General features: G+C 34.3%; 15 protein-coding genes and 1 pseudogene. 6 read left to right on the forward strand and 10 right to left on the reverse strand.

Annotated features, from left to right (window positions below; all coding sequences use genetic code 11):
* Positions 1 to 1,228, forward strand: a 1,228-nt coding sequence (locus OF897_RS20580; RefSeq protein WP_267267548.1) for a site-specific integrase, incomplete at its 5' end; no start/stop codon positions are given.
* 545 nt (positions 1,229 to 1,773) lie between these two features.
* On the opposite strand, the gene uraH is transcribed toward OF897_RS20580, so the two are convergent.
* Positions 1,774 to 2,181, reverse strand: coding sequence for a hydroxyisourate hydrolase (uraH, locus tag OF897_RS20585; protein WP_267267549.1), 408 nt, complete (start codon positions 2,179 to 2,181; stop codon positions 1,774 to 1,776).
* Between the two features lie 329 nt (positions 2,182 to 2,510).
* Complete coding sequence (locus tag OF897_RS20590; RefSeq protein ID WP_267267550.1) at positions 2,511 to 3,482, reverse strand: LacI family DNA-binding transcriptional regulator; 972 nt, start codon at positions 3,480 to 3,482, stop codon at positions 2,511 to 2,513.
* 242 nt (positions 3,483 to 3,724) lie between these two features.
* Here OF897_RS20590 and OF897_RS20595 point away from each other — a divergent pair, with 242 nt between their 5' ends.
* From OF897_RS20595 to OF897_RS20615, 5 genes are all read left to right on the forward strand, one after another.
* The gene (locus OF897_RS20595) at positions 3,725 to 3,910 is read left to right on the forward strand and encodes a hypothetical protein (protein WP_267267551.1); all 186 of its coding nucleotides are present in this window, start codon (positions 3,725 to 3,727) and stop codon (positions 3,908 to 3,910) included.
* Positions 3,907 to 6,141 carry a TonB-dependent receptor domain-containing protein gene (locus OF897_RS20600; RefSeq protein WP_267267552.1) on the forward strand — a complete coding sequence of 745 codons (2,235 nt, stop codon included), beginning with the start codon at positions 3,907 to 3,909 and terminating at the stop codon, positions 6,139 to 6,141. Before OF897_RS20595 ends, OF897_RS20600 begins: the two co-directional genes overlap by 4 nt.
* Positions 6,142 to 6,245: 104 nt before the next feature.
* Positions 6,246 to 7,367: a glycoside hydrolase 100 family protein gene (locus OF897_RS20605; protein ID WP_267267553.1), complete on the forward strand. Its 1,122-nt coding sequence runs from the start codon at positions 6,246 to 6,248 to the stop codon at positions 7,365 to 7,367.
* Positions 7,368 to 7,424: 57 nt separating this feature from the next.
* Positions 7,425 to 8,063, forward strand: coding sequence for a uridine kinase family protein (locus tag OF897_RS20610; protein ID WP_267267554.1), 639 nt, complete (start codon positions 7,425 to 7,427; stop codon positions 8,061 to 8,063).
* 3 nt (positions 8,064 to 8,066) lie between these two features.
* A complete protein-coding gene (locus OF897_RS20615) occupies positions 8,067 to 9,464 on the forward strand; it encodes an MFS transporter (RefSeq protein WP_267267555.1) in 1,398 nt (465 codons plus the stop codon).
* Position 9,465: 1 nt separating this feature from the next.
* On the opposite strand, the gene OF897_RS20620 is transcribed toward OF897_RS20615, so the two are convergent.
* The 8 genes and pseudogenes from OF897_RS20620 to OF897_RS20655 all read right to left on the reverse strand — a co-directional run bounded on the left by OF897_RS20620 (position 9,466) and on the right by OF897_RS20655 (position 16,089).
* Positions 9,466 to 10,113, reverse strand: a complete 648-nt coding sequence (locus OF897_RS20620; protein WP_267267556.1) for a MarR family winged helix-turn-helix transcriptional regulator — start codon at positions 10,111 to 10,113, stop codon at positions 9,466 to 9,468.
* Positions 10,114 to 10,157: 44 nt separating this feature from the next.
* A complete protein-coding gene (locus OF897_RS20625; protein WP_267267557.1) occupies positions 10,158 to 10,856 on the reverse strand; it encodes an SDR family NAD(P)-dependent oxidoreductase in 699 nt (232 codons plus the stop codon).
* A gap of 94 nt (positions 10,857 to 10,950) precedes the next feature.
* On the reverse strand, positions 10,951 to 11,232 hold the full coding sequence (locus OF897_RS20630) for a TIGR03643 family protein (RefSeq protein ID WP_267267558.1): 282 nt from the start codon (positions 11,230 to 11,232) through the stop codon (positions 10,951 to 10,953).
* Entirely contained in the window at positions 11,232 to 12,710 is a 1,479-nt protein-coding gene (locus OF897_RS20635; protein ID WP_267267559.1) for a cryptochrome/photolyase family protein, read from the reverse strand. Before OF897_RS20635 ends, OF897_RS20630 begins: the two co-directional genes overlap by 1 nt.
* Positions 12,698 to 13,999, reverse strand: coding sequence for a DASH family cryptochrome (locus tag OF897_RS20640; RefSeq protein ID WP_267267560.1), 1,302 nt, complete (start codon positions 13,997 to 13,999; stop codon positions 12,698 to 12,700). The genes OF897_RS20635 and OF897_RS20640 overlap by 13 nt, the downstream gene beginning before the upstream one ends.
* Positions 13,951 to 14,106: a DUF2256 domain-containing protein gene (locus tag OF897_RS20645; protein ID WP_267267561.1), complete on the reverse strand. Its 156-nt coding sequence runs from the start codon at positions 14,104 to 14,106 to the stop codon at positions 13,951 to 13,953. The genes OF897_RS20640 and OF897_RS20645 overlap by 49 nt, the downstream gene beginning before the upstream one ends.
* Positions 14,107 to 15,429: pseudogene (locus OF897_RS20650) on the reverse strand (ABC1 kinase family protein). It abuts the gene before it with no gap.
* On the reverse strand, positions 15,430 to 16,089 hold the full coding sequence (locus OF897_RS20655; protein WP_267267562.1) for a TetR/AcrR family transcriptional regulator: 660 nt from the start codon (positions 16,087 to 16,089) through the stop codon (positions 15,430 to 15,432).
* Between the last annotated feature and the right edge of the window lie 71 nt (positions 16,090 to 16,160).

Here is a 16,160-nt window from a genome sequence, read left to right on the forward strand (position 1 = left end):
AATGAACAAAACATTCAACCTGCTATTCTTTATAAAAAAGAATAAAATCCGAACAAATGGAACCGCTCCTATCTATTTGCGAATCACGGTAGACGGCAAGGCTGCAGAGATTGCGGCTAAGAGGTATATTGACCCAAAGAAATGGGATAATAAATCTCAGAAAGCTGTAGGTTATAGTCAAGAAGCCAAAACACTGAACTCTTACCTTAAAACTTTGGAACAACAAGTTTATGATTTCCATTACCTGATGCTGAAAGAGGAAGACTTTGTAACTGCAGAAAGTTTAAAATCTAAACTGCTTGGAACTGATGTTACCACAAGAATGCTCATTCCTATTTTTCAGGATCACAATGATAAAGTAGAAGCATTAATAGGTCAGGATTTTGCCCCCGGCACATTGGAACGATACAAAACATCATTAAAACACACGCAGGAATTTCTAAATTGGAAATATAAAATTTCTGATATTGATATTACAAAGATCGATCACGCTTTCATTATGGATTATGATTTCTGGCTTCGTAGTGTCCGAAAATGCGCAAACAATACTGCTGTAAAATACATCAAGAATTTCAAAAAGATTATGCGACTATGCATGGCGAACGGTTGGCTATTAAAAGATCCTTTTCTAGGCTACAAAGCAAAAATTAAAGAAGTGGAACGCCCCTATCTTATAAAGGAGGAAATTCAGGCGATTTATGAAAAGGAATTTGCATCAGACAGATTGAATCAAGTACGGGATATTTTCCTTTTCAGTTGTTATACTGGCTTAGCTTATATAGATGTAAAGAAATTATCGAAATCTCACATCAATCTTGGAATAGATGGCGACAAATGGATATTTACAAATCGTCAGAAAACCAGTACTTCAACCAGAGTTCCGTTACTGCCTTTAGCCCAAGAGCTTATTCTAAAATATGAAGACCATCCGGAATGCGTAAATTTAAATGTATTGTTTCCTGTCCTCAGTAATCAGAAAATGAATTCCTATCTCAAGGAAATTGCTAATGTTTGTGGGATTAACAAAGAATTGACATTTCATATCGCAAGACACACATTTGCCACTACTGTTACATTATCCAATGGTGTTCCGATTGAAAGTGTAAGTAAGATGCTTGGTCACAAGAATCTAAAGACGACTCAACATTATGCAAAGATTCTTGATAAGAAAGTAAGTGATGATATGTTGGCTTTAAGAAACATACTTCAGGATAGGATGGATAATTAATAATGTATTTTTAATATAGGATGTTAAATATAGTCCTGTTTTGTGAACTTGACAGGACTCTATTCAAACCAATTACTGACTGATATTGATATAGTTCTAAATTTTTTTAGTCATGAATAATTTATAAAAAATAAGCAGTAAAGCACATTGTAATAACAAACATTAATGTCAGCAGCAAATGTATAATTAAGGTTTCAGTACAACATTTTTCTTAAAAATTATGACGAGTTTCAATAGATCTCAAGTAGTATAAACGATTACTTAGTAATACGGCAAAATAAGCATCTTATTTTGTTCTATAAAATTTGGAAAAAAATAATTTTTTATCGTTATCTAAAGGGTAAATCATAAATATTTCACATAAAACATATTTTAAACTATTTTACATCCTTAATAATTCAAGGGTTGAATTTACTGAGGTAGTTAATCGGAATTTTTAGTTATAGAAAAATTTTGGTCTCTATTTCACTAATCATTAAATGATGATGTTTTGAGGTGATTCAGTGCAACTAATTTTTGCATGAAAAGTTCTCTTTACATTTATATTAGTTTCCTCTGTATGTGGAGTACCCATAGGCAGAGAGAGTTATCGGAACATGATAATGATTGTTATCCTTGATCTGGAAAACGACCTCAATGAAAGGATAAAAACTCTCCAGGTTATTTTTCTTAAAATAAGGGCTTGTTAGATAGGTTAGTTTGTAAATTCCTACGTTGGATTTATTTGAAGCTAGAAAATCTGAAATTCTTCCGTTTGAATCTGTGATTTTTTCCTCAACAAAGCTGCACAGTTTCGATTTTTCGTCATATTTTTCCAATTTAATCGAGACTCCTGAGGCGGGAGCACCTTTAGAAATATCCAGAATGTGACTTGAAAGTTGATATTTGCTATTTTGAGCAAAAATTCCTGTTGATAGTAGTAAGAATAGTAGCGTATAGAAAATCGCTTTCATTTTAATCGGATTTTAGTTTAATATTGATACTGATTTTTGTGATAAATTAAAGCATTAGCAGTGAAGCTATTTTTTTCTCTTTAAAATTTTTCATCATTTCGCAGTCAAAAATGAAGCCAAATTTTGCATTTGGAAAGTTTAATTGGGGCGAAAAATTTCAATAATATCAAAATTACGACCATTGAAATTATCACCTTTCAATCAACTGAAAGACGCGGTTTTTTCAAGCGATTGGAACTTTATGTAATCAGAGTAGAGAATTCCTTCTTAAATTCAAACAGTGCTGTCGCTCCCACATTGATTATGAAAGAAGATTTTAGCAAATATCATTAAAGTCGGTGTACAACAGTTTCAGTTTCTCTAGCTCCCGATGCTTCGTTTTTGATGGAAGTGAGTAATTGCTTTGCGGCGAAGATACCCATTTCATTTCCGTCATTGACTTGATAGTCATACGTTTCATCAAGATACTTTGGTAAAGTACCCTCACTGATTGAAACTACTTTTCTGTTGGTATTGTTCAGGCTTCTTTTGATTAATGAGCTATGTAGACCCATCAGTGTTTCATCACTCATTGCAAAGAAACCATCGATGGAATCGTCGTCAAGTAAAAGGTCTAATTTTTCTTTCACTTGATCAGCGGATTTACAATAGATAATGTTCAGATTAATTGCAGGAAAGTGTTTCATCCGATTTTCAAATGACACTAATCTGCTCTGTGTGATTTCTAAATTTTCATCACCAAAGATGGCAAGTATATTTTTGCATCCGTGATCAATTAATTTGTCGGCGCATAGTTCAGCATTTCTAATATTATCAAAAATAACAGATTGGAAAATATTTTGAGAAACAGTTTTGTCAAAAATAATAGCAGGAATTTCCATCTCCTTCAGTTTTAATAAATGGTCAATATCTTTAGTTTCGTTCGTCAGGGAAATTAAAACACCATCGACTCTAGAATTAATGCATGTTTCCAGATGTTCCTTTTCAGTCTCAAAAGAATCATTTGATGATAATATGAAAAAATGGTAACCTTCTTTGTTAAGCACAGAAGAAATACCGTTAATAATTGATGGTATGAAGAACATCGTTATTTCAGGAACAATGAGACCGATAACCTTTGAGGATTTCTTTCTGAAATTAACCGCAAAATCATTCGGAACATAATTAAATGTCTCTGCGGCTTCTCTTACCTTCAGTTTTACTGAACTACTTATATCAGGATGATCTTTCAATGCTCTTGAAACTGTTGAAGTACTAATATTAAGCATTTCCGCAAGGTCTTTTATGGTCGTTCGTTTCATTTTGAGTTATTACATCAATTATTGGGAGAAATTAAGGATAATTAGGCAATAATATTTTGTTAATATGTGTTAAATAAAACAATTTTTTTTGTTAATAAAAAGTTAATTTATTTAAAAGTTATCCACCGCAAACGGTTGCGCAATCGTTTGATATTTTCCGAAAGTTAACAATCCGTTTAAATCTCTTTTTTGATGTAGTAAAAAAAATACTTTTGAGACATAACAAAAAACTCAACAGAATTATGGAATCACAGGTAATAAAAAAAATACTGATTTTCGGGACGATGAATATGGCCGCATTTATGTTCGCACAGTCTACCGAAACTTACACAATATCTCCAAGAAGTAAGACTATTGATGAGGTAGTTATTACAGGAAATTCGAATCCGAAAGCTTCAATCAAACCAGTACGTCAATCTCCACTTTGAAATCAGCGGATATTATCAATTCGGCTCCAAGAACGACGGCTGAGATCTTCAGAACGATTCCCGGAATACGTGCAGAATCTTCAGGAGGAGAGGGTAATTCAAATATTACGGTAAGAGGGGTTCCTGTTTCTGCGGGTGGTTCAAGATATCTATTGATTCAGGAAGACGGTCTTCCGGTAATGCAATTTGGTGATATTGCTTTTGGAACTCAGGATCAGTTTACAAGATTTGATTCTTTCGTATCTCGTGTTGAAGCATTGAGAGGAGGTTCTGCATCGGTTTTTGCATCCAATTCACCTGCAGGAATCATCAATTTTATTACAAAAACAGGCGAAAAAGAAGGCGGAAGTATCACGCAACAAGTAGGTCTGAATTATAAAAATTTCAGAACAGATATCGACTACGGAACACCGCTGGGTAAAGATTTTTACATTGGAGTAGGTGGTTTCTACAGAGGTGGAGACGGGCCAAGAAAAACTGGGTATACTTCTAATAACGGTGGTCAGTTTCGTTTATCTTTATTAAAGAAATTCGAAAAGGGAAGCATTAGAGTGTATGGAAAATACTTAGATGACCGCACTGCAGCTTATATGCCGATGCCAATTGCCGTTTCAGGATCAGATTCAAATCCGGATTACAGTTCTCTCAATAATTATAATATATTAACGGGCGCTTTACAGTCTTCCAATTTTAAAAATGATCTTACGTTTGGTGCAAACGGACAAATTTTGAAAAGTAATATTCGTGACGGGATGCATTCAGTCTCAAAAACAGTTGGGTTTGAATTTAATTATGATTTAGGCTCAGGTTGGAAAGTCGACGCTAAAGCAAGATACGCAGCAAACGACGGCCAGTTTTTAGCACCATTTCCTGCATCAGTTGGAAGCAAATCTGAAATTTTGGAATCTGTTACAGGCTACGGAAGTGCAGTTTATGCAGGAACCAATACTGCAGTCGACAGCAATGCCAAATATATGAAAACGGTTTTATTCAACACCAAAATGAATAATCTGAACAACTTCTTCAGCGATGTCAACATCAGTAAAAAATGGAATAAAATAAAGTTGAATACCGGCGTTTACAACAGCTCACAAAACATCAATCTTTCCTGGAACTGGAATACTTATTTGATGGAAGTTTCTGATAACAATGCCAGATTGGTGGATATTGTGAGCCCTACAGGAACTAAAATTACAGATAACGGACTTCTTAATTACGGCGTTCCGGCTTTTGGCGGCGTTAATAGAATCTACGATACCAAATATTCAGTGATTGCTCCGCACGCTCAGGTGGAAATCAATCCGACTGAAAAATTAACCTTGGATTTTGGAGCAAGATATGATTTTGGAAATGTTACCGGAAGTTTCTTTGGAACGCAGAATACGAAACGTGCAATAGACATTAATCAAAACGGAACTTTGGAAACACCAGAACTGGCAGTGGAAGTTGTAAACGGAACCGTTCCGGTAGATTATCAATATGGTATTTTCGCATATTCTTTTGGAGCTAACTATGCTCTAAATTCTCACAATGCAGTTTTTGCAAGAGTAAGTCAGGGTGGAAGTGCTTCTGCAGACAGAATTCTTTTCGCAGGATACAATTATACCAATAACGATGATCCGGCTTTAGACGCAGTAAAAGTGAATAAACTGAATCAAATTGAAGTGGGTTACAAATTAAGAGGTTCCAACTATTTTCTGAATACAACTTTGTTTCAGGCGAGAACCATTGAAGCCAATTATGAAGCTACTACGCAGTTAAGAACAGAGAATAAATACGAATCATTTGGAGTAGAATTCGACGGATTCTATAAAATCAATAAAAACTTTGACATCAAAGCTGGTTTGACTTATACTCACGCTGAAATTAAAAATGCGATTGATCAAACCATCATTGGCAATATGCCAAGAAGAACTCCGAAATTGATGTATTCTTTCAATCCGAATGTGAATATTGAAAAATTAAGCTTTGGTTTCTTTGCAGTAGGTTCTACGAAAGCATTTACTCAGGACAGCAATAAACTGATTATGCCGGGTTATGTGATTGTGAATCCTTATATTTCTTATAGATTACTTAAAAATTTAACTTTGAATGTTAATACCAACAATGTATTTAATTCTTTGGCGATTACAGAAGCAGAAGAAGGAAGTTTGCAGGGAACCAACGGAATCATCAGAGCGAGAACACTGCCTGGAAGAACTTTCGGAGCGAGTTTGAAATTTGACTTTTAATAAAAAGTGTTGATTTTCAGATAATTAATTATCAAAATAAATTTATACTATGAACTAACAGCAGAATTTGCTGTTAGTTTATTTAATCATATTGATAAAAATATATGTTTACAAAAGCAGCATTAAACATCATTGAACAAGCAATCTCAGACCAGGGAATCCTTGCATCGTCTGAAAAGAAAGACAATTACGCAAGAGTCTGGTCAAGAGATTCTATGATGACAGGAATTACGGGAATTTTGATTAAAAATCAAATGATTATAGATGGTTTGGAAAAATCAATCAAAACACTTGCAAATTATCAGGCAGAAAACGGACAGGTCCCTTCCAATGTCTATGGAGATAAAGCGAGTTACGGAACACTTGTCGGCAGAACTGATGCGACAATCTGGTGGATTATCGGAGCTTGTGAATATATGATTTACACGAAAGATGAATCGTTAAAAGAAACTTTAAAAGATAAAATATACAAAGCTTTTTCTTGTCTAAAAACCTGGGAATTTAATCAGAGAGGTCTTCTGTACAGTCCGTTGGGAGGAAATTGGGCAGATGAATATGTGACTTCAGGTTACGTTTTATACGATAATGTTCTTCGATATTGGGCTTTGAAAAATGCAGCAGAAGTTTATCAGGATGAAAACCTGAAATCTCTTGCTGAAACGACAAAAAAACTGATTGAGAATAATTTCAGAAAGAACAATTCTGATGAACCTAAATATCATCCAACAGCGTATCAAAAAGCCAATGGAAAATATTATTTATGGGCATCTTTGAATGCAAATGGTTACGATGAACGTTTCGACCTTGCAGGAAATGCTTTAGCAATTCTTTTAGGATTTGATTTAGATTTAGATGGTTTTACTCAATTTTTGGAACAGTTGAATACAGAGTTTCAACATTGGATGCTTCCTGTTTTTTACCCGATTATCTTTCCAAAAGATGCTGACTGGAACTTGCTGGAAAACAATTACAGTTATAATTTTAAAAACGAACCCTATCAATTTCATAACGGAGGTTCGTGGCCAATTTATCTTGGGTGGCTTTGTTTGGGATTAAGGAAAAGAGGTTACAATGAGATTCCTGAAAAAATTGTGAGTCAATATGAAAAGCTTCTGAGCGAAAAGGGCTCAAGTTTCAAAGAATATTATTCGACGGATAAACTTATTCCTTCAGGAACAGACCAATTATGTTTTTCAGCTTCAGGATATCTTTTGATGAAGATTTAAGCTGAACGAATAACCAATTGTAGACAACAAAAATTTATTTTTAAAACAGATTAAAAGATGATTGGAGATGTAATTAATTTGGAGCAGAAACATTTGAATACTGCGGAGAATATTTATAAAATTTTAAAAGAAAAATATAATCACGATAAAAAATGGACAGTAGGAATTTGTGGAGAAAGTGGCAGTGGTAAATCGGTTACAGCATTTGCTTTAAAAAAAGTTTTAGAAGAAAACGGAATAAAAAGTTTAGTCATTCAAATGGATGATTACTTCAAACTTCCACCGAAAACCAACCACGAAAACCGGGAGAAAAGTTTTGATAATGTTGGAATGCACGAAGTTTACTTAGATTTAATTCAAAACAACATTAAGGAATTTAAAGATGGAAAATCTACTCTTAAAAAACCTCTTGTTCATTATCAAAATAACTTTATTTCTGAAGAAATTCTGGATTTACAGGATGTACAGGTTATCATTATAGAAGGTACTTATATTCTGAGCATCGATGATTTTGATTTCAGTATTTTCATCAATCGGAATTATCAGGATACTTTTGAAAAACGAATTGAAAGAAACCGTGATGAACAGAGTGATTTTATTGAAAAAGTTTTGAATATTGAACATAATATAATCCGTCAGTTGAAAGAAAAAGCGGACATCGTCCTCGGAAAAAATTACGAAATTGTAAAGCCATAAATTATGAATAAAAAAATAATTCCTAAGCTCAGCTTTTGGCAGATTTGGAATATGAATGTCGGTTTTTTCGGGATTCAGTATAGTTTCGGGCTTCAGCAGACTGCAGTAAATCCGTTATATTCATTTTTGGGTGCTCACGCAGACCAACTTCCAATTCTTAATTTGGCAGGTCCGGTTACGGGATTGTTGATTCAGCCGTTGATAGGAGCGATAAGTGATAAGACCTGGAGTGTAAAATGGGGGAGACGGAAACCGTTCTTTTTGCTTGGTGCTATATTTTGTAGTTTGGCATTGTTCGTTTTTCCTTTCAGTTCTTCCATCTGGATGGCTGTCGGATTATTGTGGATTTTAGATGCTGCAAATAATACGGCAATGGAACCTTACAGAGCTTTTATTGGCGATAAACTTCCGGAGGAACAGCAAACCTATGGTTTTCAGATGCAGAGTCTGTTTGTAGGTGGTGGAATTACCTTGGCTAATTTATCTTTATTTGTTTTTCAGAAATATTTCGGAGGAAGTTCTGAATCCGGAGGAATTCCTGCGTGGGTTTACTATTCATTTTTCTTAGGCTCTTTCTGTTCGATTGCATCGGTGGTTTGGTCGGTTTACAAAACCCCTGAAATTCCGCCAACTGAAGAAGAATTGGTACAATTAAAATTGGAAAAAGAAAATGACACAGTTTTCACGCCATTTATTGATATTTTTACAGCCATCGTAAAAATGCCGAAAATACTTTGGCAATTGGCACTTGTTTACTTATTTCAATGGTATGCGCTTTTCTGTTACTGGCAGTTCGTTACGCCAATGATCAAACAAACATTGTATCACGTCACTGAAAACGATGAGGTAAAAGCCAAACATATTCTTGAACTTTCAAAGACAGGTTTAGGAAATTCAATTGACATAGAATGGGCGACAAATATTTTGCGTTTGGTAGAAACAGCCGTTGGCCAAACAGGATTAATGAATGGGTTTTATAATTTTATCACAATGATTTCAGCACTTTTGCTGATTCCTTTTGCGCTGAAATATTCTTCCAAAAATGTGTATGTATTTTGTCTGCTCGCAACGGGAATATCATTATTGGTTTTACAGTTCATCCACAATGAATATTTAATATTATTACCAATGGTTCTCTTTGGAATCGGTTGGGCAGCGATGATGGGTTTACCATATTCAATGGTTTCTCCGTCGATACCATCTAACAAAAGAGGGGTATATATGGGCGTAATCAATATGATGATTGTTATTCCAATGTTAATTCAGACAGTTTCTTTTGGCTTTATTTATAAATACTTCTTAGGAAACAACCCTTCAAATGCTATCGTAATGGCAGGAGTTTTATTTTTGATGGCATCTGTTTCGGTAACATTGATTAAAGTGAAAAAAACGGCTCATTAATTTACCCAAAAACCTTCACAATCATATCAATATCCGCACTTTTATAATCAGCATAAATATGAGAATGAAATTCATTCAACTTTTTCAAAATCTTAAGAAATTCAGCTTTTTCAGTATCATCCAATTTTCCAGATAAGATTTTTGAAGTTATGTTGACATTAGAAACCGAGGCGTGGAATATTTCTTCGCCTTTTGCGGTCAGATTTAATCTTTTACTTCTCTTATCATCTTCATCATTTTTTTCCTCTAAAAATCCAGCTTCCAAAAGTCTTTTGATAATTTGAGTTCCGGTTTGCTTCTCGTGTCCGTTTTTCTCAATCAACTGAATTTTCGTTAAAAAAGGTTCGTCTTTCAATCGGTACAAATAAGTAAATTCCTCATTAGCCAACTCGGGAAATTCTCCCAAACCTTTTCTAATCAATAATTTTGAGTATCGTCCTAATAAGAGAACTTGCTTGCAAATTTCGTTTTCGGTAAAAGAAACCTTATGATTTTCATTTTTAAAAAGTTTGGTAGGGCTTTCGTCAGCATACTTTTTATCATTCATCCAAACCCGAAAGTCTTCAACACTCGAGTTGGGTTTGCACGCGTCAGAATCTTCAAATTCTTTCACATGATGGAGCAAGTCTATGAAAAAGTCGGTTTGCATAATTATTTTGGTAAAGATATTAGTTTTTGTTTTTTAAAAACAAATTATAGTTTCACACTGCCCATTCCACCGTCAATTCCGATGATTTGTCCTGTAATCCAAGATGAATTTTCAGATAATAAAAACTCAACCATTTTTGCTATTTCGTCAGCATTTCCAATTCTTTGCAACGGATGTCTTTTTCCAGAAGCTTCACGTTTTTCAGGCGTTGATAGGAGTTGCGAAGCCAGATTGGTATCCGTTAATGATGGCGCAATTGTATTAAATCTGATTTTCTGAGCAGACAATTCTGCCGCCAGACTTTTTGTTAAACCTTCAACGGCGCTTTTACTCGCAGAAATAGAGGCATGAAAGGCCATTCCCAATTTTGCAGCCACCGAACTGAAGAGTACAACCGAAGCAGTTTCAGATTTTTTCAAATGGGGCAATAATTTCTGAATTGTTTTTACTGCACCTAAAACATTGATTTCAAAATCATTTTTAAAATCGTCAACGGACAGTCGGTTAAATGGTTTTAAATTAATACTTCCCGGCGCATAAACCAATCCGTCAATCACATCCGGAAAATTAATTTCATCCAGATTTCCCGAAAGAATATCCAGTTGATGAAACTCAATATCTAAATTTTCAACTTCAGGACTTTTAGTCTTTGAAATTCCAATAACATTATAATTTTCTGACAATATTTTTGCAGCAGCAAATCCAATTCCCTGTCCACAACCGATGATAACTATATTTTTCATATTTTAATTTTTGTTGAATATTCTGTTGCCACAAATGCACGAATTAAATTATTTATATTATTTTAAAAAAAAAATCGTGCATTCGTGGCATTTTTTACCGCTTAGAAATTTTATTATGACTGATTGTCCGTTGTCTCGTACATTTAAACCGCTCAATTTCGGGATTTCTCTTCATTAAATGTTTTTGGCTCACTCCCGAATTCACTCGCTTTCTCCAAAGTCTGAAACTTGAAGGTTTCAATTCTCTTCTCATCACGTCAATCACTTCAGATTCGGTAATTCCAAACTGAAATTCTATTGCCTCAAACGGTGTTCGGTCTTCCCAAGCCATCTCTATGATGCGGTCTGTCTCTATTAAATTTAACTCTTTCGGCATTATTTTAAATTTTTAATCGTACGTTTTGCAATTTTAAAATGTTCAGATTTCTTTTCGTCCGTCATTTTATCTAAAGTCCGCAACATCATTCCCAATCTTGTATTTGTTTTAAAAAATTTGCGGTTGTCGTTCACAAAATTCCAAAAAAGGGCATCCCATTTTTCCGTCCAGTCTCCATCGGCATAATCGCTCATTTTTTTAATATAATTGCTTCCGCTGATATACGGTTTTGTACTCATTTTTCCGCCGTCAGAAAAGCTGCTCATCCCATAAACATTGGGAACCATCACCCAATCATAAGAATCGATGAACATCTCCATAAACCATTGGTACACGTCATCTGGATTGAGTTTCAACAGATTCATAAAGTTGGCAAAAATCATTAACCGCTCGATGTGATGCGCATAACCTGTCTCTAAAACTTTCAAAATCGTGCTGTCAATCGGCTTAATTTCAGTCTTTCCCGTATAAAAAGATTCGGGAAGCGGATTGTGATGTTTCCAGTAATTTTTATTCCGTTGATACGTTCCCTGATAGAGATAAATTCCTCTCACAAATTCTCGCCAACCCAAAATCTGACGCACAAAACCTTCCAAAGAATTGACCGGAATTTTATATTCTTTCGCATAATCAATCGCCTCTTTCAAAACGTTTTCCGCAGTCAAAAGTCCGATATTCAGCAATGGCGAAAGAACACTATGATGCAAAAAATGTTCACGCTCCACGATGCTGTCTTCGTAGATTCCAAAATCGGCAAATCGCAATTCCAGAAACTGATTCAGCCAATTTTCTGCTTCCTCAAAAGTGACCGGATAGAGTTGATAGGAAGCTAAATTACCATAATTTTCACTGAAATTTTCTTCAGTATAAATCTTAGCTTCCTCATAATATTTGCTGTTTTCAGGAAAGTGAACGGACGGTGCTTTCTTATTTTTAGGATATTTTTTTCGGTTTTCTGTATCGAAAGTCCATTTTCCACCGATTGGTTTACCGGCTTTCATCAGAATATTTCGGGAAATTCTCTGTTGCTTATAAAAATCGGTTTGATGATAAGATTTTTTATATTCAAAATAGTCTTTCAAATCTTCCCGGGTTTTCATGAATAAAGGACTTTCGAGAATTTCTAATTCCAATTGCGTGTTCTTTATTCTCTTTTCAAGCCAATTGTCGCAAACATCCGTAATGAAGATTTTTTCAAATTTTTCTTTTTCTAAATGTTTGATTAAATTTCGAATATCAGAAAGTGGGGAAGTACTTTCAATATATTCAACCTTAAATTTTTCTTTGGTCAAATATTCTTCATAAAATTTCATACTCGCCCTATGCAATGCAATTTTCTGTTTGTGAAATTTGTATTGTTTGAAAAACAGAAACTCTTCCACCAAGAAAATAGGTTGATTTTTATCCAGATAATCCGTGTCTTTGAAGAGCTGATGCGGAAATATCAGTTGTGCAGTTAAAGATTCTATTTTAGCCATAAATTTCTGAATTTGTAGTCCGAATCATATTGTTCTGCCTGCTTTTCAGCATTGAAAGTTCTGCTTCTCGGGTCATTTCCAACGCCAGCGAGATACATCCAGTTTCCATAATTGCTGTGAACATCATAATCTATCAACAATTCTTCAAAGTAAGCAGCACCAATTCTCCAATCCTGCCTCAGGATTTTACAAAAGTAGGAAGCCACATTTTGCCGTCCGCGATTGCTCATCCAGCCAGTATTTTTAATTTCCAGCATATTGGCATTGATAAAATCAGACTCTGTTTCGCCATTTATCCACTGGTTGACTAAATTTTCATCAGATTTAAATTCATAATCCCGATCTAAAATTCCATTCTGATAAAAGATCTTATTGCGATATTGCATTGAAATGTATTTAAAAAAGTCACGCCAAAGCAACTCAAAAACCAGCCAATACGTTGATTCGTTTCCTCCGAATTCCGCTTCATATTTCTTGATTTCGTGGAAAATAGATACAGCAGACAGACTTCCGTTGGCGAGCCACGCAGAAAATTTGCTGCTGTAATCTTCATCAATTAAACCATTTCTTGTTTCTTTATAACGACTGAGATTTTTAGTCTTAAAAAAATAATGATTCATTCGTTGCAATCCATTTTTTTCGCCACCAGAATAGGGAAAAGCCGTGGATTGATGCATTTCAAATTCATCAAAACCCAAAGTCTGTAATGTAATTTCGTCGCTGTTTATTCTTAAATCTAAAATGGATTTATCATAAACCAAATGTTCAGAATCAAACTCATTTCTGATTTTAAAATCTTTCTCTATTTTTTGTCTGAAAGTTTTGAACAGCAAAGGAATTTTATCTAATTTTTCCTTGACGAAATGAGTTTCAAGCAAAAGTTGTGAATAAGATTTTACCCATTTCACATCAGGAAAAATGGGTTTGATTTGATTCTCTAGTTCAATTTCTTCCTTTGTCCATTCTCTCTGACAGAATATTTTTTCAACTTCAAAATGTTCAGAAATCTGTTTGAAAATATCTTGAGTTTGTCCAAACTTTTTAAGAAACGGAATGTTCTTGTGTTTTAAATTATTTTCTAAATCTAAAACCGTTTTCAACAAAAATTTAGCACGAAATTTTCCAATTTTACTGAATCCAAATTGCGTCGAACTTAAAAAACTTTCGTCAAAAATGTACACGGCAAGAAAAGGCAAATCTTCCTGCATCACTTTAAAAAGCGATTCGTTGTCTCTGATTCTTAAATCGTTGCCGAACCAGAGGATGTTGATTTTTTGTTTTTCCGGCATTTTTCGCTGCAATATTTTACTTCATTCCAATTTTTCTTCCACTTTTTCCGCCACTTGAACGGCAATCCACAGACTTCACAAATCTTTGAAGGTAAGTTGGCAGGCATTTACTGGATAAAATTTTTATATTGATTGATGACGATATTTTTTGCTTTCAAATCGTGCATCATATTGTACAAACCAAAAAATGTTCTGTTGAGATAAATAAAATGTTTCGAACCTCTGTTTGTGTTCATCCCTTTCATATCACTAAGTTTCGCATATCTCTAACCCAAATCTGCAATTTCCTGAAAGAACGATTCATCAGAAAAATCAAAAATTTCTGCGTTAAAAGGTCTCGTGAATAATTCCAGCAATTCGTAGAATAATTTTGTAAAAAAAGTCTGTTCCTGAGGCGAATCATCCGAACGTAAAATCTCAAGTTCGAACAGCTTTTCTCTGAAAATCACAGGATTATTTAGATTCTCTTTTTTAGCCAATTCAAAATAAGGTTTATAAAAATCATCCGGAATTTCCTTGATGCAACCAAAGTCAATCACAAGCAATTTTTTATCCTCCGAAATCAGAAAATTTCCGGGATGCGGGTCAGCGTGAACCTGCTTCAAAACGTGCATTTGGTACATATAAAAATCCCAAAGCGTCTGTCCGATTTTGTTCAAATCTTCCTGAGAATTATCTAATTTTGTGAATTCTGAGAAATGTTTTCCGTTCATCCAATCCATCGTGATAATTCTTTCACAAGAAAATTCAGGATAATATGTTGGAAAATCGAGATTGGGAAGATGAGCACATTTTTCAGAAATTTCCTGACTTCTTTTCAGTTCCAAATCGTAATCTGTCTCTTCAAACAATTTATTTTCCACTTCCTGAAAGTAAGATTCAGAACCCTCTTTTTTGATGTTAAACATTTTCATAGCAATGGGTTTTACCATTTTCAAATCGCTAGAAATGCTTTCTCTCACTCCAGGATATTGAATTTTAACGGCAAAATTTTGACCATCTTTTTTCGCTTTGTGAACTTGTCCGATGCTCGCCGCGTTAACAGATTCATTTGTAAATTCATCAAATAAATCTTCTGGATTTTCACCAAAATATTTTCTGAAAGTCTTCTTCACCAAAGCTCCGGAAAGTGGCGGAACCGAAAATTGCGACAAAGAAAATTTCTCAACGTAAGCCTGAGGAAGAATATTTTTCTCCATACTCAACATCTGTGCAACTTTCAACGCAGAACCTTTCAGTTCTTTCAGAGAATCGTAAATGTCGGTCGCATTATCTTCATTTAGAGTTTTTCGTGCTTCGTCCTCATCTTTATCTTTCGTGATTTTGTTTCCGTAATATTTGATGTAATTAACGCCTACTTTTGCGCCCGCTTTCAGCAAACTGCTGGTTCGTTCTAATTTTCCGGTTGGTATTTTATTGAGTGTTTTCATCTAATTCTTTTTAAATTTTTCTTTAAATAAAAACTTCCCGAGGTCAACAACTTTTCTCAAAGGTTCGTTATCCATCAGTTCAAATCCAGTATCGATGGTTTTTTCGATGAAAATATCTGTCTTTTCGAAGGCTGGAGAGGTGTCTTTTTTCCAAAACTCGATAGCGGAAACCAAATGAATCCATAACGCCTCTTCACGGGCTTTTTCTTGGAAACTTTTCACATCATCTTTCGTTTTTTGAATCATTTCCCAATCATCAAAATCAAGAGTTTTGATGAATTGCCTATGCGTTTCTTTTAGCTGATTCGAAATCTTTGCTGAATGTAATTTGTCATTTCCCAAAATCATCAGAACCAACGAACGGTTCATCGTCATATTTTCAAAAAAGATGAAATAAACGTTCAGAAGTTTTTCTTTCGAAATGATTTCGTCAGAACTGTTAACTTCCGAAGCTAGTTCTACAGACTTATCAAAAAGATTAACCAGCATTGATTTTTCAATCTGTTCAAAGCTTGAAAAGTAATTGTAAAAGTCTTTTTCCTCAAACTCATTGTCTTTTGCGAAACGGTAAATGTTTTTTGGTCTCTCTCCGTGATTCAAAATGTAATCGCCATACAGTTCAAATATTTTGTCTTCTGTAATTATATTTTTTTGTTCCATTACTGATTTGATTTATCAACAAATTTAGTAATTAATTTTACTAATTAAATACATAAAGTATAAATTTGTAC

Source organism: Chryseobacterium formosum (genome assembly GCF_026460885.1).
Classification (GTDB): domain Bacteria; phylum Bacteroidota; class Bacteroidia; order Flavobacteriales; family Weeksellaceae; genus Chryseobacterium; species Chryseobacterium formosus.

Coding starts and splice junctions, on each gene's coding strand:
- uraH (WP_267267549.1), bottom strand. CDS start 2,181: ATGAAAGCGATTTTCTATACGCTACTATTCTTACTACTATCAACAGGA.
- OF897_RS20590 (WP_267267550.1), bottom strand. CDS start 3,482: ATGAAACGAACGACCATAAAAGACCTTGCGGAAATGCTTAATATTAGT.
- OF897_RS20595 (WP_267267551.1), top strand. CDS start 3,725: ATGGAATCACAGGTAATAAAAAAAATACTGATTTTCGGGACGATGAAT.
- OF897_RS20605 (WP_267267553.1), top strand. CDS start 6,246: ATGTTTACAAAAGCAGCATTAAACATCATTGAACAAGCAATCTCAGAC.
- OF897_RS20610 (WP_267267554.1), top strand. CDS start 7,425: ATGATTGGAGATGTAATTAATTTGGAGCAGAAACATTTGAATACTGCG.
- OF897_RS20615 (WP_267267555.1), top strand. CDS start 8,067: ATGAATAAAAAAATAATTCCTAAGCTCAGCTTTTGGCAGATTTGGAAT.
- OF897_RS20620 (WP_267267556.1), bottom strand. CDS start 10,113: ATGCAAACCGACTTTTTCATAGACTTGCTCCATCATGTGAAAGAATTT.
- OF897_RS20625 (WP_267267557.1), bottom strand. CDS start 10,856: ATGAAAAATATAGTTATCATCGGTTGTGGACAGGGAATTGGATTTGCT.
- OF897_RS20630 (WP_267267558.1), bottom strand. CDS start 11,232: ATGCCGAAAGAGTTAAATTTAATAGAGACAGACCGCATCATAGAGATG.
- OF897_RS20635 (WP_267267559.1), bottom strand. CDS start 12,710: ATGGCTAAAATAGAATCTTTAACTGCACAACTGATATTTCCGCATCAG.
- OF897_RS20640 (WP_267267560.1), bottom strand. CDS start 13,999: ATGCCGGAAAAACAAAAAATCAACATCCTCTGGTTCGGCAACGATTTA.
- OF897_RS20645 (WP_267267561.1), bottom strand. CDS start 14,106: ATGCCTGCCAACTTACCTTCAAAGATTTGTGAAGTCTGTGGATTGCCG.
- OF897_RS20655 (WP_267267562.1), bottom strand. CDS start 16,089: ATGGAACAAAAAAATATAATTACAGAAGACAAAATATTTGAACTGTAT.